The organism is Telmatocola sphagniphila, from assembly GCF_018398935.1.
GTDB lineage: Bacteria > Planctomycetota > Planctomycetia > Gemmatales > Gemmataceae > Telmatocola > Telmatocola sphagniphila.
Genome location: NZ_CP074694.1, coordinates 5,857,974 through 5,881,323 on the forward strand (window position 1 = coordinate 5,857,974; position 23,350 = coordinate 5,881,323).

Sequence of the window (23,350 nt, forward strand, 5' to 3'; positions counted from 1 at the left end):
TTTCGCCCTCGCCTTTTTTGCTTTCAATTTTGTGTCTAATTTCCAACGCAAGTTATTAAAATGGTTTGATTCTCACGCCCGTGAGCTTCCTTGGCGAATTAATCGCGACCCTTATCGCATCTGGCTGAGCGAAGTGATGCTCCAGCAGACGACCGTGGCCGCCGTGATCGGCTATTTCGATCGCTTCGTGACAAAATTCCCAACATTGGTTTCCCTGGCGGCAGCGGAAGAAGCCGACGTCCTGTTGCTCTGGCAGGGTTTAGGGTACTACTCCCGGGCGCGCAACCTGCATCGGGCCGCCAAAATCCTCGTAAATGAGCACAACGGCAAATTCCCTGAAGATCCCGAAATCTTTTCGAAGCTGCCCGGCATTGGTCGCTATATGTTGGGGGCCATTCTCTCACAGGCTTTCGAACAGCGATTACCCATCGTCGAAGCCAATACCCGTCGAGTTTACGTGCGTCTGCTTTCCCGATTCGATCTCGATTTGGATAGCCGGGAAGGGCAGGTCTGGCTCTGGCAGACGGCCACCGATTTACTTCCCAGAAAGAGAATTGGCGATTTCAATCAGGCATTAATGGAACTGGGCGCAACCCTTTGTCGGCCGCAACCGCTGTGCGAGGAGTGCCCGGTTTCGAAGGAGTGCCTCGCTTACCAGAGTGGCCTCCAGGACCAATTGCCACTCAGCAGGAAGAAGAAAGAATTCGAGCAAGTTCAGACGGTAACGCTAGTGATTGAGGATCAAGGTAAGTTTCTGTTGCGACAGATCGGACCTGGGGGAAGATGGGCTCGGCTCTGGGAATTTCCGCAACGAACTATTGAGCCCGAGGAGACGGAAGCGGAAGCCTGTCGGAAGCTACTAGAGGAGCTGGGTATACGAGCCCAGATCGGTAAGGAGATCACCCAGATCCGCTATGGCGTTACCCGATTCAAAATTCAGATGACAGCTCTTGAAGCGGAGTTGACGGGACGTGCGATCGCGCGGGAGGATTTTCGTTGGCTCCTACCGGGCGAATGGGCCGATCATCCGCTGAGCACGCCGATGAGGAAGCTGGCCGAGATTCTCCGTAATCCCAGACAACTACGACTTTTCTGATCGATACATCCGGTGAACTATGCGGGCAGCTGTGTAACCCGCTTTGAATCCGGCATCAATATTTACTGTGACCACTGCCGCGGAACAGGCATTGAGCATAGTCAAAAGCGGTGCCAGACCTTGAAAAGCCGCCCCATAGCCAATGCTCGTCGGGACAGCGATGACCGCGCAGTCCACCAGCCCTCCGACAACGCTGGGTAACGCGCCATCCATCCCGGCGACGACAATCACAATATCCGCCTGCCGGAGCCGATCGACTTTCGAGAGGATACGATGGAGCCCGGCGACTCCGACATCTACGATCAGTTCCGTACCCACCCCCATCACGGAGGCCGTGTTAAGTGCTTCACGGGCTACCGGGAGGTCGCTGGTTCCAGCGGTGATCACCAGAACGTCTCCTACCGGCGTTTTTCGTTCGGTAACCACCGGCAACCAGAAGGTGCGAGCGATGCGATCCTGAATACCCTGGGGGTAGAGCCGGGCAAAGGTGCTGGCTTGTTCCTCGTTGACGCGGGTTGCAAAAACGTCTTGGTCGGCGCCGATCAATCGATTGATGATGCCGACCATCCAGTCCACTGTTTTGCCCTCGGCGAAAATCACTTCTGGAAATCCACAACGGGCCTCCCGTTTGAGATCGAGTGTAGCGTATTCTGATTCGCCGGATTTGTGCGATTCCATAACCGGATCAACCCAATTTGTGTTAATGCTCGCTTATTGGTAAATTCATAGTATCGTTTTATTGATTGGCTCTTTTTCCTCGCCGATCATTCGATTCCACATTATTGTAACTATTTCAAATGCGCAGACGAATTCGCAGAATCATTAATCGGAACTTTATTCAATCTCTCTGGATTTGAATTAGTTGCAAACTCGTCCGGTATTTGCAAGCCGGTGCTGCGTTAGACTGCAAAAAGCAGGAAATATGTAGCGGTTGTTCTGGATGTGCTTGTTTTGCTTTGATGGATTGTCTGTCTTTGGGAAACAGGTGCGACAGGCATTTGGCCGTTCTAAGTACAATAGGCCGCGAGGTTATAGCGGAATGCGAAGAGAATTGAACGGGGCTGCGATCCTTCTGACAGGTGCCACGAAAGGCATAGGAAGAAAGGTTGCGCATCTATTGGCCGATGAAAAAGCGAAATTGGCCATAACTTCCCGTTCTCAGTCCGATCTGGACGCGCTGGCACTTGAGTTGCGGTCAAAAGGGATACAGGTCGCCCCGATCGCGGCGGATTTAACCAAAGAGGAAGACCGTCGCAAACTGGTCGCAGAAGCGGTCCGGCAGTTGGGTGGTCTGGATGTTTTGATTAACAATGCCGGCTTGTGCAGCTTCGGGGAATTTTCCACGAGCGATGAGTCGATTTTACGACGGCTGATGGAGATTAACTTCTTCGCTCCGGTCGAGATGGCCCGCCTTTGTCTGCCCCACTTGACCGCATCGAATAATAAACCGGCCATCCTCAATGTCGGTTCGATTTGCAGCCGAAGGGGAATTCCCAGTTATCCCGAGCATTGTGCCACCAAGCATGCGATCGCAGGGATTACCGAATCCTGGCGTGGCGAATTTCAACGGTTCGGTGTGGACGTCTGTCTCGTCCTCCCTGGGCTGGTAAGTGGTCAACCCGACCGGGCCAGCCACCTGTTGCGAGATGAAGGCAAGATTTATCTGAATCCCAATGCGGGGCCGAGTGAAGATCAGGTTGCTCGTGGGATTGTCAAAGCCCTCAAGAAGGGCTGGATGGAAACTGTCATCGGGCAGTTGGCACTATTGATTCATCGCGGTAACCGGGTAACGCCCTGGCTGTTGGATGCCGTGATGCGAAAGAAAGTGCTGAGTTATAAGGCTTAGTCGCGCGGGGCGCGAGAAGGTTTTTCAGAGCATGTGTGGAATTGCGGGAATTATTGATCTCGCGGGTAAGCGAACTGCTCCGGGAAACGTTGCGCGCCGCATGGCGGATGTGATGATCCATCGCGGGCCCGATGATGATGGGTATCTCACCCAGCCGGGTTTGGATCTTTCGATGCGCCGTCTGAGCATCGTCGGTCTGGCCGATGGCAAACAGCCCATCTCCAACGAAGACAACTCGGTTTGGGTCGTCTTCAATGGGGAATTATTCAATTACCATGAGAAGAAGCGGGAATTAGAATCTCGCGGTCACGTTTTCCGCACCCATACCGACACCGAGTTGGTGCCCCACCTTTATGAAGAATATGGGGAAAAGGTTTTCGAGCATCTGAAAGGCCAGTTTGCCGTCTGCCTTTGGGATTCCAAGCGAAATATTTTGCTTCTGGGCCGCGATCACGTCGGCATCTGCCCCCTGTTTTACACGATTCGCAAACCGGCCGTCGGTCCCTACGCCGGGAGCGAATGGTTCCTGTTCGGCAGCGAAATCAAATGCCTGTTAGCTTCCGGGCTGGTCGAACCGAAGGTGGATTTGCAGGGCATCAATCAGGTCTTCAGCTTCTTTGCCGTGCCGGGTCCTATGACCTGCTTCGAAGGCGTTCGACTGATCACCCCCGGGCATTATCTGAAAATAGAGCTTGGAAAAGGAACCGCCGAAAGCTGCATTCAGGACAAAGTATACTGGGAAATCGATTTCCCACAGTACGGCTCGGAAGAGGATCCTCCCTCCGAGCGTGTAGTCAACGAATTCGAGGAGATCTTCCGACAGGCGGTCGATTGCCGGCTCAAAGCCGATGTGCCTGTCGTCTCCTATCTGTCCGGCGGTGTCGATTCGAGTACTGTGGTGGCCGTGGCGTCCGATGTGCTGAAGCGACCGATCCCCACATTCACGATTTCGGTGAAAGCCAAGGGACTGGACGAAGAACACGAAGCGGCTATCGTCGCCCGGCACGTGGGAACCAAATCGATCGTGGTTCCTTATGGCGATGCCGACGTTCGCGACACCTACCCGGAATTGATTCGAGCGGCCGAAGTGCCAGTGGTGGACACCTCTTGCGCGGCCCTGATGCAATTGGCCAAATCGGTTCGAGCCAATAATTACAAGGTGGCTTTGACCGGGGAGGGGGCCGATGAGTTCATGGCCGGTTATCCCTGGTTCAAAATCCACAAATATCTGAATACCTTCGGCGACAAGTTCGGGATGTTCCTTCGGCAGATGGGCATCAAACTGACTGGTTCGCCTGGCTTTGCCAAGGCTCAGATTGAAGAAACTCGCGACATCGTGGGAGGCCATAACGGTTGGGTAGACCTTTACGGCATGATGAGCATGTCGAAATTGCGGTTCTACAACCCCGAATTGCGTTCAACTTTGGCGCAAGAATCTCCTTTTGCGAAACTGGGGCTAAATACACAAAGATTGAAGCAGTGGCATCCGTTCAACCGATCTCTTTACCTAGGTTGCCGGATAATGCTTCCCGGGCACCTGCTCTGTAGCAAGGGAGACCGGGTGGCCATGAATTCTTCCGTCGAAGTTCGCTATCCGTTCCTCGACGACAAACTCATCCAATTTTTATCCAAACTCCATCCGCGCTGGAAATTGCGGGGCTACCTTCGCGATAAATACGTTCTTCGCTGCATGGCGAGCCGCTGGCTACCCAAGGAAATCGCCTGGCGTAAGAAGGCAATGTTCCGGGCTCCTCTGGATTCGTTCCACATGACCGGGCCCGGGGCGCCGAAATGGATCGAGCAAGTTCTCTCGCGAGAATCGTTGAAGAAGACGGGACTGTTCGATGCCGACGCCGTGCAAAAGTGCCGTCAAGATTTACCTAACATGCGTCGCATGCTTAAACGGACAAGTATTGAACTCGGACTTGTCGCTGTAATCGCCACGCAGTTATGGCATCACCTATATATCTCTGGGGACTTGGCCGAGCTGTCGAGCCCCAAACGGGACTTCAACCACGGGATTAATCCGCCGGGCAACCCGTTACCTATTGAAACACTCGTACCGTCAGGCTCCAAGGCCTGACCCGGACTTAATCAGGAAGCTGTGTTGCAACGGAATGAATTACGCACTCGCTAGTCTCTGGCACGACAAATCGCGTTACCTCCCCGGTATTGTGGCCGTGGGATTCAGCGCGGTTCTGATTTCGTTGCAATTCGGACTTCTGCTGGGCCTGTTCTCGGTAACCACCATTCCGATCGATCACGCCCGGGCCGATATCTGGATCGGGTCGCCCAAAGTGCTCTCCGTCGACCTCGGTAAACCGATCCCACAGGCCTTTGTCTCCCGCATTGCTTCTCACCCCGATATCGAACGAACGGAATACTACTATCAGGCCTTTGCCTCCTGGACGAAATCGGACGGCGGCTCCGATCTCTGCATGGTCATCGGTTCGCGGATGACCGACGACGATTTGGGCACTCTGGACGTTTTGTCTTCCGAACAGCGTTCACTGCTCTCGCAACCGGCCAGCGTGATCGTCGATGAATCGGAGTTCGAACGGCTGGGTCTTAAACAGGTCGGCGATTATGCGGAAATCAATAAGCAACGCGTGCAGGTCGTCAGCACGGTGAAAGGCTTCAAGGGCCTGGCGGGCCCCTATGTCTGGTGCTCGGCCAACACGGCGCGGGGCCTCCTGCGAGCGCTCATGCCCGCCGACCAGTGCACTTACATTCTTGCCCAGTGCAAAAAATCCGCCGATCCAAACAAAGTCGTTCGGGAACTGGACGAACTTTACGGTAAGGAAAGTGCCGATCATAAGATCGATATGACGATCTTCACCAAGGAAGATTTCGCCTACCACTCGAAGATGCACTGGTTAAAGAAAACCAAGGCCGGGATTGCGATCGGTTATGCCGCACTGCTGGGTCTGCTGGTTGGCATGGTGGTCACCAGTCAGACTCTCTATGCCGCGACCACAGCCTCGGCCCGGGAATACGCGATTCTGCTGGCGCTGGGAATTCCGCGCTGGCGTGTCTCGCTGACGGTGTTGAATCAGTCCTTCTGGGTGGGGATTATTGGAGTCACCCTGTCATTCCCCGCGGTGCTGGGACTGAAAGAACTAGCCAAGCTGGCCGGTGCCAACGTACTGCTGGAGCCCTGGTTATTGAGTTCGTCCGCCGGCGTCACCATGGTGGTGGCAATGGTAGCAGGATTCTTCGCCCTTCGTTCGGTCCGCAAGATCGAGCCAATGTCCTTGTTGCGATAGCAGACCGCGAGCGGTATGATGCCGTTTGCATAAAAAGCGGAGCTGTGGATGATGTTCGATGAACGGTCGATGCTGCGAGGTTTAAATCTCACCCGCACCTATGGTGAGGGCGAGGTTCGAACGACAGCTCTGCGCGACGTCACACTGGAACTGCAGCGTGGCCAGTTGGCTCTATTGATGGGTCCATCCGGTTCGGGGAAATCAACCCTGCTGGCGGTTCTGTCCGGTCTCCTGGAACCTTCGAGCGGTCAGGTGATTTCCGAAGACAACGGCCGCATGCTGGATATCTGGAAGCTCTCCGCCAAGCAGCGCGAAGATTTTCGGCTGCGTCAGGTCGGATTTATTTTCCAGGGCTACAACCTGTTCCCGGCTTTGAATTCCCGCCAGCAACTGGAGATCGTTCTCCGCTGGGGGGGAGTATGCACGGCCCGCGAAGCCCGCAAGCGTTCGGACGATATGCTGGGACTTCTGGGACTTTCCAAGAAAGCGACCAAGAAACCGGCGCAGCTTTCCGGTGGCGAAAAGCAGCGTGTCGCTATCGGCCGGGCGCTCATCAAAAACCCCAAATATGTTTTCGCGGACGAACCGACCAGCGCGCTGGATTGGGAAAACGGCGAACGGGTCATCGAAATGCTCCGGGCCGCCGCCCACGAACGCGATGCGACGATTCTCGTCGTCTCCCACGATCACCGCATCGAGCCCTACGTCGACGCCCACTTTTACATGGAAGACGGAATGATGAGGTCCCACGATCGACCTGCCCAACCGGTCGAGCCGACTTTCTGGAGGAATGCACAATGAAAAAGCATCTCGTTCTGACATCGTGTCTTTTCGCTGGAACGGCACTCGCGGGAGTGACCTTGATGGGAGCCTCCCATCTGTATCAGGAAACCGAAAAGTCGCCGTCCCGCACGGCCAATCCTATTCCGGCGCAAACTCCGGCGGTCGATCATTCCCGTGGGGTCATCTGTTTTGGCCATGTCGATTTCGACGGCATTCAGCAGATCCAGATCTTCCCGCGCAATTTTCCGCAACCTTCACTGATCACCGAAGTTCTGGTGAAAGAAAGTCAGGAAGTTAAGAAGGGACAATTGCTCGTTAAACTGGATGTGGAAGCGGCTGAGCTTGAATTGAAGAAAGCCAAAGCGACTCAGGCTCGCGTGGAGTCTAAGGTCAATCAGGCCATGGCCAAAGTCGATCAGGCTCGAGAAGCCAAAAAGATTTACGAATCCAATATTAAGGAGCAGGAACAGGCTGTTGCCGCCGCTGAAGCCGGAGTCCAAGTTGCTTTGGGAGATCAGAAGAAGGTTCGGCAGATCTACTCGAGCGGGGCTGCGGGTCAGGTAGAAATTGACGCCGCAAAGAGCGGGGTAGACGCAAAGCAAAGTCTCCTCGAAAGAGAAAAAATCAAGCTAAAGGCTATGCAAGCAGCGAATTTCGATGGCCCCATTAACGAAGCCTTAGCGGGTGTTGCCGAAGCTCAAGCCGCTGTTAAAGAAGCTGAAACCGGAGTGATTGCTGCAGAACTCGCCCTTAAATACTCGACCATCACCGCTCCCTGCGATGGCTCGGTTTATCATCTGACCGTTGCGGATAACATGACGATCGGAGCTCAGACCCGAAATCCCCTGATGCAGATCATTCCCAAGTCGAAGTTCTACATTCGAGCGGAAATCGATCAGGAATACACTTCCCGATTGAAGCTCGATCAGCAGGCGATCATGACCGATGAAAGCGACCTGCGGTTGAACATCAAAGGACACGTCATTCGTATAGCTCCCGGTTTCATGCCGAAGAGATCCAGCAATCCGTTCGATCAGCAGATGAACGAACAACGCGTACTGGAATGCCTCATCGAAATTGACGGCGATACTTCCAACCTGCGATTGGGCCAGAAATTGAAGGTAAAGCTGATCGACTAACTATCCACTCTCGCCCTATCACTTCTTGCTCGCCTCAAGCAACTTCTGAAGTACTTCGGCATCCGAGGGATAATCGGTTTCCAGGATCGTTCTCAAGGGAATTGGCACTTCATCCATCCGGTAAGCCGTACCCGGACGATGTATCCCATAAGTGGCCGTGGTGAAGCGCACCGCCGGAACAAAATCGGTAACAGCCTCCGGAACATCCAGTGTTATTACCGGTATTTCACGCAGCGTGGCGAGTGCACTCTGCGGAAAATCGGCGGTCGTTTCGCTTCCCATCATCAGACAAAGATCGACTTGCTTTTTAGCCAGCAATTCCGAGGCACTATACTCTACGGGATTGTAGCGCGGGTAGCCGCGCTGCATATTGAGGGCCAGGGGGTAACCAGTCGTCCAAGTCAGTACACTGTCCGCTCCGGCTACATTGCCAACCCCGCGCATCCGCCGGGCATAAAAGCGTGTGTGGGCATTCAAATCGGTTACCAGTTGCAGTAAGGCTTCCACGGTACGATGGTCGGTCTTCGCTTTCGTTATTCCGTTGCCGAAAAAGATCACTCCGAATTTTGCCGATTTCATCTGGGTCACTAAAGCTTCCCAGGCGGGTTCTAATTCCGGTGAATCGGGTGAGGCCAGACGCATTCGCAGTTTCCACAGCATCTCCCAATCCTGGTCCGATTTAATTGGCAGGAAGCGATCCGCCAGTGCGGTGGTTTCGGTCTCCTTGCAATCGACCACTACAACGGTCCGCCGCTTTTCAGTCGGGTTCCCATACCTTTCCAGATGCCGGGGATGGGTCTTTACCGGATTTGTGCCCCAATAAATCACCAGATCGGCGCGATTGCGAACTTCGCCGAGCGAACAGGTCGACTCGCCCACTTGCTGCAGGGCCATCAGAGTTTGAGCCTGCTCTAGGGTCGCGGCGGTATCGACTATCGCCCCGAGTTGCTCGGCCAATCGAATGGCCAGCCGTTGGCCTTCGGTCGTGCTGCGCCCCAGTCCGTAGATCAAAGGGGAGCGGGAGTGCGACAGGAGTTCGCTAGCTTTTTGAATCGCTTCCTCGAGTGGCACCGGTTGATCCGCGATCAAGGCGGCGGGATGTGGACGGCTGTTTTGCTGGAGAAACCAACCCTCAGCCAGGACGCAGGCATTCTCCACGCGTTGGATTCGATTGTCGCGAACGTGCAGGGTCAAGTCGTCGCAGACGCAGCCGCAGCGGGTGCAGGCGGAGTTGGGGAAAATGGTCATTGTCTCTTCTAACTGATTGTTATCCCTTTTTGCCGCGACTTCGGTTATAACACCATCATCGGATAATAGGTAGAGAGATAGCCTATGAACTGTCGAATGCTGTTATTGGCCATTGTATTGATAGGTACTGCACTCCAGGCGGAGGAGCCTCAGGGGTTCGACAAGACCCAGATGGACCGCCAGTTGTACGATACTCTGCGCGATGTCCACAACCGCGGTCGCGAACTTTACAACAAGGGCGACACGGTTGGTTGTCTAAGGTTATTCGAAGGAGCTCTGGAACTCACCCGGCCGGCCTTGCACTACCGCCCGGAGGAACAAAAACTCATCAAGGAAGGGTTGGCCAAAGCCGCAAAAATCGATTCGACAGGTGATCGCGCTTTCGCGCTTCATGAGTTGATCGAGGACGTCCGGAAGCGGCTGGTCAACCGGGAGATTTCCAAGGCGAAGGACACGCCAAAGATTAAAGAAGAAAACAAATCGAAAGCGGACGCCAAGCCCAAAGTCGAGGTTAAACCCAAAGAGGATAGCAAATCGAAGGACGGACCCAATCTGGTGGTTCCCAAGGAGGAGCCGAAGAAAAAAGATCCCCCCAAGACCCTGGAGATGATTCCGATCATTCCCCGGGAGCTTTTGATTCCGGAAAAGAAAGATCAATCCAACAAGGAGCCGGAGAAGAATTCCCAGGGTATGCTTCTGAGCAGCAAGAACTCTACTACCCCGGAACCGATGCCCATCAAGAAGACCCCTAAAAAACCGGTCGATCCCAAACTAGCTCTCACCGGGAAGCTCTACTGGCAGGGCAATCCACTCGAGGGGGTAGATCTCATGTTTGTCTCTCGGGATGCCGCAAAATTGAAAGTTTACGAAACAACGACCTTGGAAGAGGGACGATATGCTCTTGAGGGAATTCCGTCCGGCAAGTACACGGTGATCTTAAATCCGGTACCTTCCGTGAATAAGACGCCATTGCCGTCACGCTATCAGACGGTGACCGATTCCCCTTTGATATTCTTCATTTCCGGACCAGGCGATACGCTCGATTTCCTTTTGAAATGATCGATCAGCGATTGCGGGTCAGTGCGTCCAGCAGTCGTTCCAGATCGCTATCCACCTGAAGTAATGGGCGTTTATTCAGCGGGCGCAGGCCATACTTCGTTTTGAGAAACCCTTCGCTCTCTGCCTTGTCAATCCAGCTTAGTAGCGGATCGAAGAACCCAAAAGCGTTCCATAGTCCGATCGGCTTGGCGTGGATATTCAGCTGGGCTTCCGTCAGCGATTCGAAGAGTTCATCCAAGGTACCGTAGCCGCCGGGCAATGCCAGGAAGCCATCGGCCCGCTCCGACATCACCCCTTTGCGCTGCGCCATCGTCTCGACGACGATTAATTCCGTGCAATCGGCTTTGGCGATTTCTTTTTCGTCCAGAAAGCGCGGAATGACGCCAATGACTTGGCCACCCGCGCTCAAAACGCTCTCAGCCAGGGTTCCCATCAGCCCAATCGCCCCGCCGCCGTATACCAGCGTTATCCCTCGACGAGCCAGCGACTCACCGAGATTACGGGTCAATTCGACATATCGGGGATTGGTCCCCTTTTGCGATCCGCAGTAAACACAGAGATATTTCATTCGGCTATATTATACCGCAGTCTCTTTGCGTTTGCGAAATCGGGCCCCGGCCATAACTCCCAGTCCGATCAGGCCGCTGAGAATCGTGGCGGGTTCCGGGGTCGATGCGACGGGAGGAGACCCGGGATCAGGGCCACCGGCCTCACTCACCGGATTGCTGGGATTCGTGCGCGGCGGGCTATTGACGATCGGGGGAAAGAAAGCCGAGGCGGTAACAGGCAGCAAAAGTACCGCACCGGCACTTAAGAGAAGCGTGCGTCGTAGCATGTAAAGTCCCTCCTGGACTATCGGGTCCGGCAATCCACCGAACCGGAATCAATCTATCCGTGCATTGAATCGGATTCTCAGAGAACGCCACTTTTGCGGATTTCCCCCTTTTTCCCAGAATCTCCAGTTTGTGTATTTGAAGCGATTTTGCAGAAGGTGCGGAAAGTGCACAACATGCGGTTTGCGAGGCTGGGTAATCTGCGCGAACGGCCGGCGAGCTTCGATATCTGTCGATTAGACGAGGTTGCGATGTCGATTCTCTATCTTGTACGTCGGTGGGTCTCCACGGAGGGTAGGTATGAACAAGCTAGTGGGTGGAATGTGCGTAACCTTGGGATTAACTAGCTGGCTGAATGCGCAAGATGCCGCTCCCCAAGCGGCTACCCTGGGTACCCCTCGAGCCGCCTCCCTCGGCAAACCGATTGCCAAGTCGCGCAGCAACTTCGCCGATCTGGAACCCATTCAACAAGCTCAAAGTCTTGATAAGAAACCGGTGGAACTGCCGCTGCCGATGCCCAGCGCTCCTAACATTCCACTTACCAGCAGCCTGCCGCCGATGCCTGAACTGCCGCCGGCTTTGACCATACCCCCGGTGAACTCCGCTCAAGGCAATAAAGCCACCATACCGGTTTCGCCGACCGCGAATTCGACTATCCCCAGCATTCCGGCCATTATGCCCGGGGCTATCAATAGCACGCCGGTAAATACCATCCCGAGTCAGGTGGGTAGCCCCAGTAATCCTCCGATCAATTACGTCACTCAGCCCAGCGGTCAGATGATCCCGTATTATCCGACAGCGGGCATGCAGGTCCAGAATGGTACGGTCATTCAGAATGGCTCAGTAATTCAGAATGGGGCTGTTCCCCAGAACGGAATGATCGGTGCCCCGATGGTGGTCGGTCCCACGGGCATCGGCGGCGATTTTGGAACCTGCGTCGATGCTCCCTGCACGACCGGCGGCTTGCTCTTCGGCAAGGACGGCAGCTGCTTCTATGCCAGCGCTGAGTTCCTCGCCTACACCACCAAGGGGACACGCGTTCCACCACTCGTGACGACCGGGCCCGCTTCGTCCCTGGGCATCCTCGGCCAATCGGGAGTCTCCAGCCTGGTTTCCGCCAGTCAGATCGATCCTACCGGTCGAACGGGTGGCAAAATCGGCTTGGGTGTTTGGTTGGGGGCCGATAAGAAGTGCGCCATCGAAGTGGCCTTTTTGATGCTCAATCCGTCAAACCGGAACGTTGGCTTCTCCAGCGATGGCACCACGGTCTTGGCCCGGCCGTTCTTCAGCGCCAATGCGGGAGCGGAAACGGCGGAAATCGTGGCCGCCCCCGGGATATCCTCAGGTTCTATTGGGATCAGTTCGACGAGCAGCTTCAACAGCGCCGAAATCAATTTCCGCAAGAAGTTGTTTGAAGATTGCAAATACAACATCGACTGGGTGATCGGTTTCCGGCACCTGAACCTGGACGAAGGGATCACCGTCAGCGAACGGGTCAGCGGACTGCCGGGAACGGCCAACGCCGGTATCAACGGCGGCATCTACGATTCGTTTAAGACCAACAACCAGTTCAACGGCGGTCAGATCGGTGCCATCCTCGAATGCCATTCGGGCCGCTGGACCTTTGGCTTTACCCCGAAGCTGGCATTGGGTGTGACCTCGTCCACGACGAATATCGAAGGTGGCTTGACCCAATTCGGACCGGTGATTGCTCCTGTAAGCACTCCCGGTGGTCTGTTAGCTCTCAATAGCAATATCGGCAGCCACAGCAGTACCAATTTCGCGGCCGTGGGTGATCTTGGCTTTAACATCGGTTACACGATTACTCAGCACTGTAAAGTGTTCGCGGGCTATAACCTGATTTACTGGTCGAATGTGCAGCGACCGGGCGATCAGATCGATCGCGTAATAGATGAAACCCGGGTGCCAATCCTGAACAATCAGGCCGGACTTACTCCCGTGGGGGGACGTCCGGTTTATCTGGATAAGAGTTCCAGCTACTGGGCTCAGGGTGTGACCATTGGGTTGGTCTTCACCTGGTAAAGTTGCTTCGCGACGCGGCGATCTGGCTGCGTCGCTCGGTTTCAACCGCGCCAGCCAAAAACAATTCTTCGCTTCTCCGCCGGCACCAGCTTCGACAATTGCGTGGCCACCTCTTCCACCGGAAAATGCGCCATCGAAAGCGTGCGGTTGCGGGGTCGATGCGACGAGTAGCCGCTCATGATCACGAAGCGTTCCCGCTCTTTCTGCCGCGATTCATGGTGATAGACCTGGGCGGCATCGCACAGGATGACGGTTCCCATCGGTCCGGTGCACTGTTTCCATTTATCTTCGGGCAGGATCGTCCCCATCTGTTCGTTGTTGATCATTCCCCCTGCCACGGAGACCGGTCGCCGGATCGTATCGCCTACGCGTCGCGGAATGTATTCGAAGGGGCCACCCCCGGGATGGACATCGTTCAAGTAGATCAGCATTCGAAAGACATGGAAATCTTCGGCATCCAGATGCCAGAGCCGTGTACCCACATTATCACCGTTCACGGCCGAATGTCGTAACACGGCCCCGTGATAAGCGATCGGAAGCCGAATATAGCGTTGCACCAGGCTAAGCAGTTTATCTTCCAGGCCCAGCAGAAAGAGTTCGGGCAATTCTTCGAGTAGCTTCTGCGGGATCAAGTCTTTCGAGGCTACCGAGGATTTCCAGAACGCAGCACTCTCCGGATTCTGGTGTTCGCGGATATACCGGCTGGCCTTGTTCAGCACTTGTTCCGCGCGACCGGGAATCAGCTTGTCGAGCGAAGTGACGTGCACTCCTTCGGTTTCGAGATCGTGAATCACTTCCGATTCAAAATCCGTGGGTGGAGTGCGGGTTAAAAAATCATTCATTCGCGCGCGAACAGTCTGAGTGGAGAGCATCCACTTGGTTCGCACTTTTTCTTTAAGACTCTGCATTGGCACGAGGGTATCGCCTCTTTTAATACAGGCAGGTGGTATCGATCCATCTGCAGTCTCTGAAATAAGCAACGGCGGGCGCCGTCGTACAACGGCACTTTGGAGATCAGAGACGAATTCAGGTCCAATGGGGGGGTATTAGCCTGACTAATACTATCTGATTTTTTCGATTTGCTGCAAGAGCAATCTGGTTCAGGAGTTTCCGTTATTTGTGTGTCAAACTGTTAATCGGACGATTGTTCGATTAATTTAGATTCAATAGTTGTCATAAGATGTGAATTTGAAGGAGTTTACGACAAATTTTTGCCAGAGTGAAAATTCAACTCGAAGAGGAATATTCCGCACCGGCAAGAAGTGAAAGGTTGTCGAAATCATAACCTTCGGATAACTTTCTGTCTCTTAGGTGAGTAAGTAGATCTGCCGACAGGTTATTTTGTGAAATTTTTCCAGCTTGCTAAAGCTATCGAAACTGTGGTTTGAGGTTTGCATTCATGAGTACCAATATCGTCACAGTTCTCACCATTATCGGTAAAGCCTCCGTGCAAGTGGAAGAGGCCTGTTCAGAGATTCTCAATCGAAAGAAAAAGCCCAAAAAACGTGATCTCTCTTTAGGTAGTGATGACTGGACCGCGGAAGATCATAAAGCGCTTGAAAACCTCTGCGAGAATCTCCTCAACATCGCTTCGCAACTACCAGTTGTTTACTACTCGCAATATCTGGATGGCTGGTCGATGTGCGATTCACGTTGGTTCTTTCTGGAGTGGCCGGATGGTATTCGGCGGCAAATTTATGGCGATGATTATGGATTGGTTTATTATCCCCAAAGCATTTGTAACTCAATACTTGAGCAATTGAAAAAAATCAAACGTCGACGTAACGTTGTTGCTGAGAATCGAATGTATAACGACCGACTCAGAGAGGCGATTGATGCGGCGAGCTGGATAAAGGCGCCTTTTGTCGTGGTGGCTTTCAGTAAATGTCTGGGTGGAAGTCGATTAGACGACGAAATCGAAGCTTCCCAGAATCAAGAAATCGATCTGCATGCGGTGAAACCTTCGGATAAACCGCCCTCGGGTCGTTTGACATTCGGGGTGAATTTTTAGTGGGTAAAAAAAAATGCTCCTTCCTCGCATCCCGCCTCGAAAATTGATCTCATTTCTGAAATTGTCCGTCTTTTTTCTCCCTCAAGTAAACGTCATGGCGATAGCGAGACCCGCCATCATCGCGCCGATTATTGCCTTGGCCGCAGTGCCAAACAACCGACCTTTGAAGGCCGCTCGACCAATTTTCCAACTGTCCTGGAAAGTTTGACCTTTGGTGGTTTCGCCGAGCATGGCACCGATCAGCGCCCCCAGTCCGGCAAATAGAACGGCCGCAAGCACCGATCCGATGATCGGTATCGGTATTCCAATAAACAATCCACCGATGGATCCGATAATCGAGCCAAGCAGAGAAAAAAACGCTCCGCGCCGACTGCCGCCGGCTTTCTTGACGCTGGCCGAACTCGTGGAAAGTTCTGCGATCTCGCCCAGAAAGGCCAAACAGGTCACGATGCCCACTGCCCACCAACGCGTAGTACTACTCCCATGATCTGGCATCAGCCAAACGTACAGGACCGTCGCCAAAACAATTAACCAGTTACTGGGAAACCCCAGCAAAGTTATCAGCCAGAAGAGCATCACGGCCAGGACAAATAACAGGGCGAGAATAAATGTCATGGCTGGAATCCTTCACATCATCGAGCAATGAATCCTCAAATAAAAAAAGTCATTACTCAGAAGTCATTTTCCGGCGAGGGAGGGGCGACCACTCCGGATAGTGCGCGGCAATCGAGACACTAAAGAACGGCTCTACCTGTTTCAGACGAGGGTTTCCGTATCAACAGCGGCGATTACATCCCGGTTACGTGTCCATCCTTGTCCACGTCAATTCGGCGGGCGGACGGTTCCGTGGGCAAGCCGGGCATGGTGCTGATTTCGCCCGCTAACGCATAAAGGAAGCCTGCTCCGGCCGCCAGGCGAACATCACGAATGGGAAAGCGAAAGCCCCGTGGTCGGCCCAACAAGTGTGGATCGTGAGACAGCGAATACTGCGTCTTGGCGATGCACACCGGCAACTGGCCAAAACCTAACTTGGCGTATTCCGCCAGTCGTTTTTTGGCCAGCGGTTCGTAATCCACGCCGTCCGCACCATACAACTGCGTGGCCAGCGTGTCGATTTTTTCTTCCGCACTGCTTTGAAGATCGTAGAGGGGCCGAAAATCCGACGGCGAAGCACACGCATCGACCACGGCCTGCGCCAGTTCCGTCGTACCCTCGCTGCCGCGAGCAAAACCCTCACTCACGGCCACGCCGCGAGCGCCCCAATCGGTTGCCAGTTTGCGGACTACTTCCAGCTCTCGAGGACTGTCATCGGGGAAGCGATTGATGGCCACAACGGCCGGCAGTCCGAAGCGACGGACAATGTCGAGATGAGCCTGCAGGTTGACCGCTCCGGCGTGCAGAGCATCCAGATTTTCAGAAAGCAGACCCGGATCAAGAGGCCGGCCCGGTTTCAATGCAAATCGACCGCTATGCAATTTCAACGCCCGGAGTGTGCAAACAATGACCGCGACGTTGGGGCGCAAGCCACCCACCCGACACTTGATGTCGAACATCTTTTCCGCACCGGCATCGGAGCCGAAACCGGCTTCGGTGACCACGTAATCCGCCATTTTCAAAGCGGCCAGATCGGCCAGCACCGAGCTATTCCCATGGGCAATGTTGGCGAACGGACCCGCGTGAACCAGGGCCGGGCCCCCTTCACAGGTTTGCACGAGATTCGGCCGGATGGCATCGCGCAGAAGAGCGGCCATCGCACCCGCACAACGAATGGCTTCCGCGGTAATCGGCGAACCGTCCGGCGCGCGGGCAACGATAATCCTTCCGAGTCGCGCCCTCAGATCTTCCAGGCTGGTAGTCAGAGCGAGGATAGCCATAACTTCGGAAGCCGCCGTGAGATCGAATCCCGTCTCCCGCAAGGGAGCCTGAGGGAGGTCGCCCAGGCCGGTTATGATCCGGCTTAAGCCCTTGTCATTCACATCCAACACCCGGCGCCAGGTAACGGTGGCCGGGTCCACCAGCGGTTGCAAACGTCTCTTGACGTGATTGTCGAGCACGGCCGCCAGAAGGTTATGCGCGGCGGCCACCGCATGGATATCTCCAGTGAAATGCGTGTTGATATCGGTCGTTGGGACGAGTGTCGAACGGCCGCCGCCTGCTCCGCCGCCCTTAATGCCGAATACTGGTGCTTGAGAAGGTTGGCGCAAGCAGGCGATTGCTTTTTTCCCCAAACGACAGAGTCCCATCGTCAAGCCGATCGAGGTAACGGTTTTGCCTTCCCCCAACGGAGTAGGGCTCACGGCGGTTACTACGATATAGCGGGCGCCGGGTCTTTCCGGCAGTCTTCGCTCCAGCCCCAGAGCGAGTTTTCCTTTATACCAGCCGTACGGTTCGACATCATTCGGACCGAGTCCCAATTCGGCGGAAATCTGATCTATGCGAACTGGCGGCTTGGATTCGGTTGGGAGGGACATGAATACCTCATTGTGCTAGTATCTACGGACGAAGTGATGTTATACGATCCCCGAGCGAGCTTTCGTAACGAAAGAAGTGTTACTTGGATTCCCCACAACTGGCAACTCCGGAATTTCGATTACAGTAGAGGAAATTCCCCTTTTTGCCTGAACCGACTGGAAGCCATTTCAAGAGGGGTTGGTAGTACGGCGAGAGTAGCGATTCCATCCCGAAGTCTAGCCCTTTCGCGGAAGCAGTTCTCAATTTGGATCCGGCTCGCCAGGAAAAAAGATCCTTTTGATATTGAGCGGTACTCTTTTGGCTCTGATGATTGGAGCGATCTTCAGCGCCTATCAGGTATCCATCGGAAATTCAAAATTGTTGACCTGAACCTGGGCGAGGTGAGATGTTGCTGAAGTTTTGCGTGAAATGGGAAGCATTAGCCATTGCGAAAAAGAGGGCCCGGCGATTGCGGTCCGGTTGGACTCTTTAGACCCCCGCAGGAACTAACTCCTACGGACTACAAAGTGGAGCTTAAGAAATTGCGTCAGAAAATGCAACGTCTCTAAAATGATCAAAGGCTCGAGTCGATTTCGAAAAGACTGAGATGCCCGGATCAAACAAGAATCGAATTTCTCTTCAAAGCGGAAGGAGAGCGAAAGCATACCGATATGGCGAGCAAAAAAAACTCATCAATCGATTTGTCAGAACAAGTTTTGGCCGTGGCCGAATTCGCCGTCCGGTTTCTGGTTGCCCCGAAATATCTGATAAATAAAAACGCAGTCGTTGACTTTCCCCTGGATAAAAGAGAACGGGCTACCGTGCTAAAATTTCCCGTTCTCCCTGCCGAGCTGAAGGCGAAGTTGTCGAGCGAGGAGGCAAGTTTCACTATCGCCGATACAGCCAGAATGTTACTGACGGTCGCGGAATCGCTGCTGGATGAGCAGAAATTAAAACCAGTAAAATTCTGGATGATCGCCCAGAAATTAGCGGATTGCCTTGAAGGTTATGTGTTTCCTGTCGAGCCTGAGCCGTCTAAGCCAGCGAGATTGAAGCCCACGGACAACATCTATCAATTCAAGATTACGCTCCTGGATATCGAGCCACCGATATGGCGACGGATTCAGATTCAGGATTGCACCCTCCAGAAACTTCACAATCACATCCAGCAGGCGATGGGCTGGACGAACTCTCACCTGTATCAGTTCGAGATCCAGAAGCAATGCTATGGAGATCCTGCGATGCTCAGTGAAGGATTCGATGAATTCGAATGCCTCGATTCGTCTAAAACGTTACTCAGTTCCATTCTTCCCGAGCGCCGCAAGCGCTTTGCCTTCAAGTACGAATACGACTTTGGAGACGGCTGGAAGCACGAGATTTTGTACGAGGGCATTCCCCCCATCGATACCAAAGCGAAATATCCAATTTGCCTGGAAGGGGAAGGAGCCTGTCCACCGGAGGATTGCGGCGGCGCTTGGGGTTATATCCACCTGCTGGATGTGCTCGAGGACCCGGAGCACGTTGAACACCGGGAGTTGAAGGAGTGGATCGGTGGCCATTTCGATTCGGAAGAGTTCGATTCAAAGCGAGCGACAAAGGATATGAGAAATCGGAGGTGAAGCTCGGCCATTTCGCGCCGACAAAGGAACGGGGTTGATGAACCCAGAACAACTGCGAGTCGCTTACTCATCCCGGTAAGCTCCATCTCGCGAGGAAAACAAACGGCCGAGATGTGCATTAAATAATCTGTTTAAAGGTAGGGTTTCCGATCCAAGGAAATCGTTTGTCATTATCGCAATTGTTCTTCGATTTTTTACCATCTCCCACCGTGATACTACTCATCCAGGAAGAGAGTACTACACCGAGCTTTGAAGATCTGAATCCCCAAATTTGACCTGTGAACGGTGCTCTGGACTCGGCGACCGAATCGAATTGCTCAGTAAGCGCTCTAAAAATTACCGCAGCCCAAGCGCGTGAAATTCCACGCTGCCTCTTCAAGTTTGAGTCTGTCTCGACTCGTCGAGGATTTTGAAACAGATGAGGAAACTTTGCGACAATTTGCATCGCAAAAGTGAACTGGCTAGCAGGGCGGACGAGAGGAGACGGCAGAGAGCTCTCATCACTAGAGAGCTCTCATCACTCAGTATAACTCGAAGAATAAAATCCAGTCAGCTTATGCCAGGAACGATTGAAGCGCAAAATACATTCGAAGCCGAAAACTAACCGAAATGCCTACTTCAGCGACTTCCCGCTTTTCAAAATTCCACCAGGGTTCAAGTTTCCCGATTTTACTCCGACGAAATAGGCTCTCCTTTAGCGGCCACCGAGCGCTTCATGATCAGCACCAGGGGGATCAGCAACAAAGCTAACGCACCAAATACCCAGTAAACATCGAAATACGAGAGCGATTGGGCCTGCTGTTGACGGGTGTTATCGAGAATCTGGTAACCCAACTGATCCGCGAGTGCGGGGTCTCCAAAGTTTTGCAGAAGACCCGGTCGAAGGTTATTCAAGTAAGATTTGAAGGCCGGGTTAAACATGTCGAGATATTCATTTAGCCTTAGTAAATGAAACTGTTCCCGACGCTCCTGAATCGTTTGAGCGACCGAGGTCCCGACGCTTCCTCCTTCATTTCGAAGTAAGCTCAAAAGTCCAACCGCGGCCCCACGCAACTCCGGGCTGATCCCTTGATAAGCGGCGACATTCAACGGTGCAAACAGGAACGATAGCCCCAGAATCAGGACGACGCGCGGCCAGACAACCTGCCAGGGGCCGATGTCGAGATTCAGGATGCTAAGCCAATAATTTCCCAGTCCCATCAGAAGCAAACCGATCATCATCAGCCAGCGGGCGTCGACACCTTTACCCAATAATGCTCCTACTATTGGCAGCAACATTACTGCGAAAAAACCTGCAGGCGAAAGTACTAATCCCGAATGCGTGGCATCATATCCAAATAGCGTTTGTAGCATAGCCGGCAGAGTCGTCGTCTGACCGTAGAGCACTCCAAACGAGCAGGCAATCAGTAGCGCGCTGACTGCAAAGTTACGGTTGGCAAGCGGCTTGAGATTGACAATTGGTGCCGCATAATTCAATTCCCGAATTATCAAGCCGCCCAGACAACACAAAAATAGTCCACTCAAAATCTGTACTCGATAAAACGGATCGCCGAACCAATCCCATTCCTGGCCTTTGCTGAGTACGACTTCCCAGCAAACCATCGTCAGTACCAGAAAAGATAAGCCGAGGAAATCGAAGGGCTGCGTCTGTTTGCGAGCCTGCGTACGCAACTCGTTCAGATACGGGGGATCCTGCACCAGTACATAACTGGCCAACCACGCCAACATTCCGACCGGTACATTGATGAAAAAAATCCAGCGCCATTCGTAGTTGTCGGTGATGTAGCCGCCCAGAGTGGGACCGACGATGGGGGCGATCAATGCTGCTACCGCAAAGACTGTCATCGCCAGTCCTTGCTTTTCCTTCGGAAAGGTATCGAGAAGGATTCCTTGCGTGCACGGCTGCAGACCCCCGCCGGCCAGTCCTTGCAGAATTCGAAACAGGATCAATTGTTCCAGGCTGCCGGCGATGCCGCAGAGGAAGGAACTCAAAGTAAATATCGCCATCGAGAGCAGAAAATAGGTCCGGCGGCCGAGCCGAACTAACAGCCAGCCCGACATCGGCAGAATGATGGCATTGGCGGCCAGGTAACTGGTGATCACCCACTCGCTATCAACTTCGGCCGCCGACAACCCGCCCGCGATGTAGCGCAGCGCGACATTAGCAATTGTGGTATCCAGCACCTCCATGAAGGTCGGCACGACGACCGCCACGGCGATCAGCCAGGGGTTCACTCGAGGAGGCGTGGCACTCAAGGTTTCATGACCTCCTGTAGCCGTCGACCTGCATTCGGTCCTTCGGGAGGTTCTTTGACGTAGACGTATGGAGTCACCGAAAGCCCTGCAAAGAGCGTATCTGTATCGGGATCATAATCCTGCAATTCGATTCGAACCGGGAGGCGCTGCACCACTTTTACGAAGTTGCCCGTCGCATTTTGGGCCGGTAGCAAAGCCAGCGTGGAACCCGTGCCGTATGTGAATCCCGTGATATGTCCCTTGTACACTTTTTGAGAGCCATAAATATCCGAGAAGATATCCACTCGTTGACCGATGCGCATCTCCGCCAATTGGGTCTCCTTGAAGTTGGCGTCTATCCAGATCTCTCTCAGAGACCGCACGGCCATCAATTGCTGCGATACCTGAACGAAATTTCCCGGATTTGCGTTTCGCCGCGTGACGACGCCATCAATATCCGCGTAGATTTTGCAGTAACTCAGATTGAGTTCCGCATCTTTGAGATCGCTTTTCGCTTTTAACAGATTGGCTTCCGCCTGTTTGATCGCCGGTGCCTCGGGAATCAATTTTTCAAAAACTTTGTCGATGTCTTTATGAAAGTCTTTGCTTCGAACTCTATCCAATACTTCTTCGGGAGTTTCCTCCGACTTTGCCAGCGGCAGGCCCACCTGGGTAGCTACTTGAACTAACTCGGCCAGTGCCTGGCGGACACTCGAGAAAGTCTGCCGCAGATTTTTGGGAACGGAAGTCAAATTACCGTCTGCGGGGATGGGGGGCTGCCCGAGAAAGACGCGAGTTTCGTAGACTTCTTCGCGAGCTTGATTCACCTGAGCCTGGGCCACTTTTTCCGCTTCGATTGCCGCGTCCAAATCCTGCCGGGCAGTGGCCCCTTTGGTGAAGGTCTCTCTCGCACGCACCAGATCGGCCTTGGCGCGGTCCCAGGTGGCTTCCTTACTTCGTAGCGCTGCCACTTTGGCACTCAAGAGAGCCACTTGATTATCGACTGCTTCCATTGAAGCCTGTAATTTCCAACGCAGGCTTCGAGCTTGCGCCAAAGTTCCGCGTACCTGAGCATCGGCGACAATGAGATTGGCCTGGGCTATGGAGACCAGAGACTTCTTGATGTCGACCTGCACTTGAAAGGGTTCGGGATCCAGTTCGACTAACAGCTGGCCCGCTTTAACGCGCATGTTATCGTCGACAAAAACCGCCTTCACCTGGCCGGCCACCCGCGGAGCGACAAAAGTCACGTGGCCGTTTACGTAGGCGTCATCGGTCGATTGCGTGTTCCAGGTGCGAATCACCCAAGATCGCAGCAAACTCCCGATGAGAGCGATTACAGCTACTAACACCCCCAACAAAATAATCCGACGGCCCACATGCTTCCGAGGGACAGGCTTGATTAATTGCGCTGGCATTGGATTTGCAGAAGGCTCCGTCGCAGGAGTGCTTTGCATGAGGATTCCTCGAGCTCTAGGACTATCCGAACTCATTTACGACATTATTTGTTGATGAATACAGTACAAGTCGCTCTCTCTTTCAATGGACCGGAGAGTCCGGTAAAACAACGCCGAGCGGCCCTCCGCAAATCCCTCTCGGGACAGGGAAGTTAATACTAAAAGCGTGATGGGAGGTCTTGAAGTTTTCTTAGAGGATGTCAGTAAGCCATTCTTCTGGAACGATCTGACTCTCAGGTTCTTAGTACCAGAATGTTAAGTCGG

Annotated in this window: 19 protein-coding genes; 10 read left to right on the top strand and 9 right to left on the bottom strand. The window is 53.7% G+C overall.

Going from position 1 to position 23,350, the window contains the following annotated elements; translation table 11 throughout:
• The first annotated feature begins 31 nt into the window (after window positions 1–31).
• Window positions 32–1,096, top strand: a complete 1,065-nt coding sequence (mutY, locus tag KIH39_RS23480) for an A/G-specific adenine glycosylase (RefSeq protein ID WP_213496015.1) — start codon at window positions 32–34, stop codon at window positions 1,094–1,096.
• Here mutY and larB read toward each other — a convergent pair.
• Entirely contained in the window at window positions 1,082–1,774 is a 693-nt protein-coding gene (larB, locus tag KIH39_RS23485) for a nickel pincer cofactor biosynthesis protein LarB (RefSeq protein ID WP_213496023.1), read from the bottom strand. The genes mutY and larB overlap by 15 nt on opposite strands.
• Window positions 1,775–2,135: 361 nt before the next feature.
• Between larB and KIH39_RS23490 the strand changes: the two genes are divergently transcribed.
• From KIH39_RS23490 to KIH39_RS23510, 5 genes are read left to right on the top strand one after another with little or no spacing between them, the layout of a single operon-like run.
• Window positions 2,136–2,942, top strand: a complete 807-nt coding sequence (locus KIH39_RS23490; RefSeq protein ID WP_213496025.1) for an SDR family NAD(P)-dependent oxidoreductase — start codon at window positions 2,136–2,138, stop codon at window positions 2,940–2,942.
• Window positions 2,943–2,973: 31 nt separating this feature from the next.
• Complete coding sequence (asnB, locus tag KIH39_RS23495) at window positions 2,974–5,025, top strand: asparagine synthase (glutamine-hydrolyzing) (protein WP_213496038.1); 2,052 nt, start codon at window positions 2,974–2,976, stop codon at window positions 5,023–5,025.
• Window positions 5,026–5,059: 34 nt separating this feature from the next.
• Window positions 5,060–6,208 carry an ABC transporter permease gene (locus KIH39_RS23500; RefSeq protein ID WP_213496044.1) on the top strand — a complete coding sequence of 383 codons (1,149 nt, stop codon included), beginning with the start codon at window positions 5,060–5,062 and terminating at the stop codon, window positions 6,206–6,208.
• 48 nt (window positions 6,209–6,256) lie between these two features.
• Window positions 6,257–7,009: an ABC transporter ATP-binding protein gene (locus tag KIH39_RS23505; protein ID WP_213496046.1), complete on the top strand. Its 753-nt coding sequence runs from the start codon at window positions 6,257–6,259 to the stop codon at window positions 7,007–7,009.
• Window positions 7,006–8,130 (top strand): HlyD family secretion protein, encoded by a 1,125-nt coding sequence (locus KIH39_RS23510; protein ID WP_213496048.1) that lies wholly within the window; start codon window positions 7,006–7,008, stop codon window positions 8,128–8,130. Before KIH39_RS23505 ends, KIH39_RS23510 begins: the two co-directional genes overlap by 4 nt.
• A gap of 18 nt (window positions 8,131–8,148) precedes the next feature.
• On the opposite strand, the gene KIH39_RS23515 is transcribed toward KIH39_RS23510, so the two are convergent.
• The gene (locus KIH39_RS23515; protein WP_213496050.1) at window positions 8,149–9,378 is read right to left on the bottom strand and encodes a formylmethanofuran dehydrogenase subunit B; all 1,230 of its coding nucleotides are present in this window, start codon (window positions 9,376–9,378) and stop codon (window positions 8,149–8,151) included.
• 84 nt (window positions 9,379–9,462) lie between these two features.
• Between KIH39_RS23515 and KIH39_RS23520 the strand changes: the two genes are divergently transcribed.
• Window positions 9,463–10,437, top strand: coding sequence for a carboxypeptidase-like regulatory domain-containing protein (locus KIH39_RS23520; RefSeq protein ID WP_213496052.1), 975 nt, complete (start codon window positions 9,463–9,465; stop codon window positions 10,435–10,437).
• A gap of 4 nt (window positions 10,438–10,441) precedes the next feature.
• Here the strand turns inward: KIH39_RS23520 and KIH39_RS23525 are convergent, their stop codons facing one another.
• Window positions 10,442–11,005 (bottom strand): LOG family protein, encoded by a 564-nt coding sequence (locus tag KIH39_RS23525; protein ID WP_213496054.1) that lies wholly within the window; start codon window positions 11,003–11,005, stop codon window positions 10,442–10,444.
• 9 nt (window positions 11,006–11,014) lie between these two features.
• Window positions 11,015–11,272 (bottom strand): PEP-CTERM sorting domain-containing protein, encoded by a 258-nt coding sequence (locus KIH39_RS23530; protein ID WP_213496056.1) that lies wholly within the window; start codon window positions 11,270–11,272, stop codon window positions 11,015–11,017.
• 298 nt (window positions 11,273–11,570) lie between these two features.
• Here KIH39_RS23530 and KIH39_RS23535 point away from each other — a divergent pair, with 298 nt between their 5' ends.
• On the top strand, window positions 11,571–13,313 hold the full coding sequence (locus KIH39_RS23535; RefSeq protein WP_213496058.1) for a BBP7 family outer membrane beta-barrel protein: 1,743 nt from the start codon (window positions 11,571–11,573) through the stop codon (window positions 13,311–13,313).
• 41 nt (window positions 13,314–13,354) lie between these two features.
• Here the strand turns inward: KIH39_RS23535 and KIH39_RS23540 are convergent, their stop codons facing one another.
• Window positions 13,355–14,227 (bottom strand): hypothetical protein, encoded by an 873-nt coding sequence (locus KIH39_RS23540; protein WP_213496060.1) that lies wholly within the window; start codon window positions 14,225–14,227, stop codon window positions 13,355–13,357.
• Between the two features lie 485 nt (window positions 14,228–14,712).
• On the opposite strand from KIH39_RS23540, the gene KIH39_RS23545 reads away from it, so the two are divergent.
• Window positions 14,713–15,324 (top strand): hypothetical protein, encoded by a 612-nt coding sequence (locus KIH39_RS23545; RefSeq protein WP_213496062.1) that lies wholly within the window; start codon window positions 14,713–14,715, stop codon window positions 15,322–15,324.
• Window positions 15,325–15,405: 81 nt separating this feature from the next.
• On the opposite strand, the gene KIH39_RS23550 is transcribed toward KIH39_RS23545, so the two are convergent.
• A complete protein-coding gene (locus tag KIH39_RS23550; RefSeq protein ID WP_213496064.1) occupies window positions 15,406–15,939 on the bottom strand; it encodes a DUF456 domain-containing protein in 534 nt (177 codons plus the stop codon).
• A 173-nt stretch (window positions 15,940–16,112) separates the two neighbouring features.
• Window positions 16,113–17,795, bottom strand: a complete 1,683-nt coding sequence (locus KIH39_RS23555; RefSeq protein WP_213496066.1) for a formate--tetrahydrofolate ligase — start codon at window positions 17,793–17,795, stop codon at window positions 16,113–16,115.
• Window positions 17,796–18,446: 651 nt separating this feature from the next.
• On the opposite strand from KIH39_RS23555, the gene KIH39_RS23560 reads away from it, so the two are divergent.
• Window positions 18,447–19,394, top strand: a complete 948-nt coding sequence (locus KIH39_RS23560) for a plasmid pRiA4b ORF-3 family protein (RefSeq protein WP_213496068.1) — start codon at window positions 18,447–18,449, stop codon at window positions 19,392–19,394.
• Window positions 19,395–20,063: 669 nt separating this feature from the next.
• On the opposite strand, the gene KIH39_RS23565 is transcribed toward KIH39_RS23560, so the two are convergent.
• Together KIH39_RS23565 and KIH39_RS23570 are read right to left on the bottom strand one after the other, a co-directional pair.
• Window positions 20,064–21,650 (bottom strand): DHA2 family efflux MFS transporter permease subunit, encoded by a 1,587-nt coding sequence (locus KIH39_RS23565; protein WP_213496070.1) that lies wholly within the window; start codon window positions 21,648–21,650, stop codon window positions 20,064–20,066.
• On the bottom strand, window positions 21,647–23,047 hold the full coding sequence (locus KIH39_RS23570) for an HlyD family secretion protein (protein WP_246539406.1): 1,401 nt from the start codon (window positions 23,045–23,047) through the stop codon (window positions 21,647–21,649). The genes KIH39_RS23565 and KIH39_RS23570 overlap by 4 nt, the downstream gene beginning before the upstream one ends.
• Window positions 23,048–23,350: the final 303 nt, after the last annotated feature.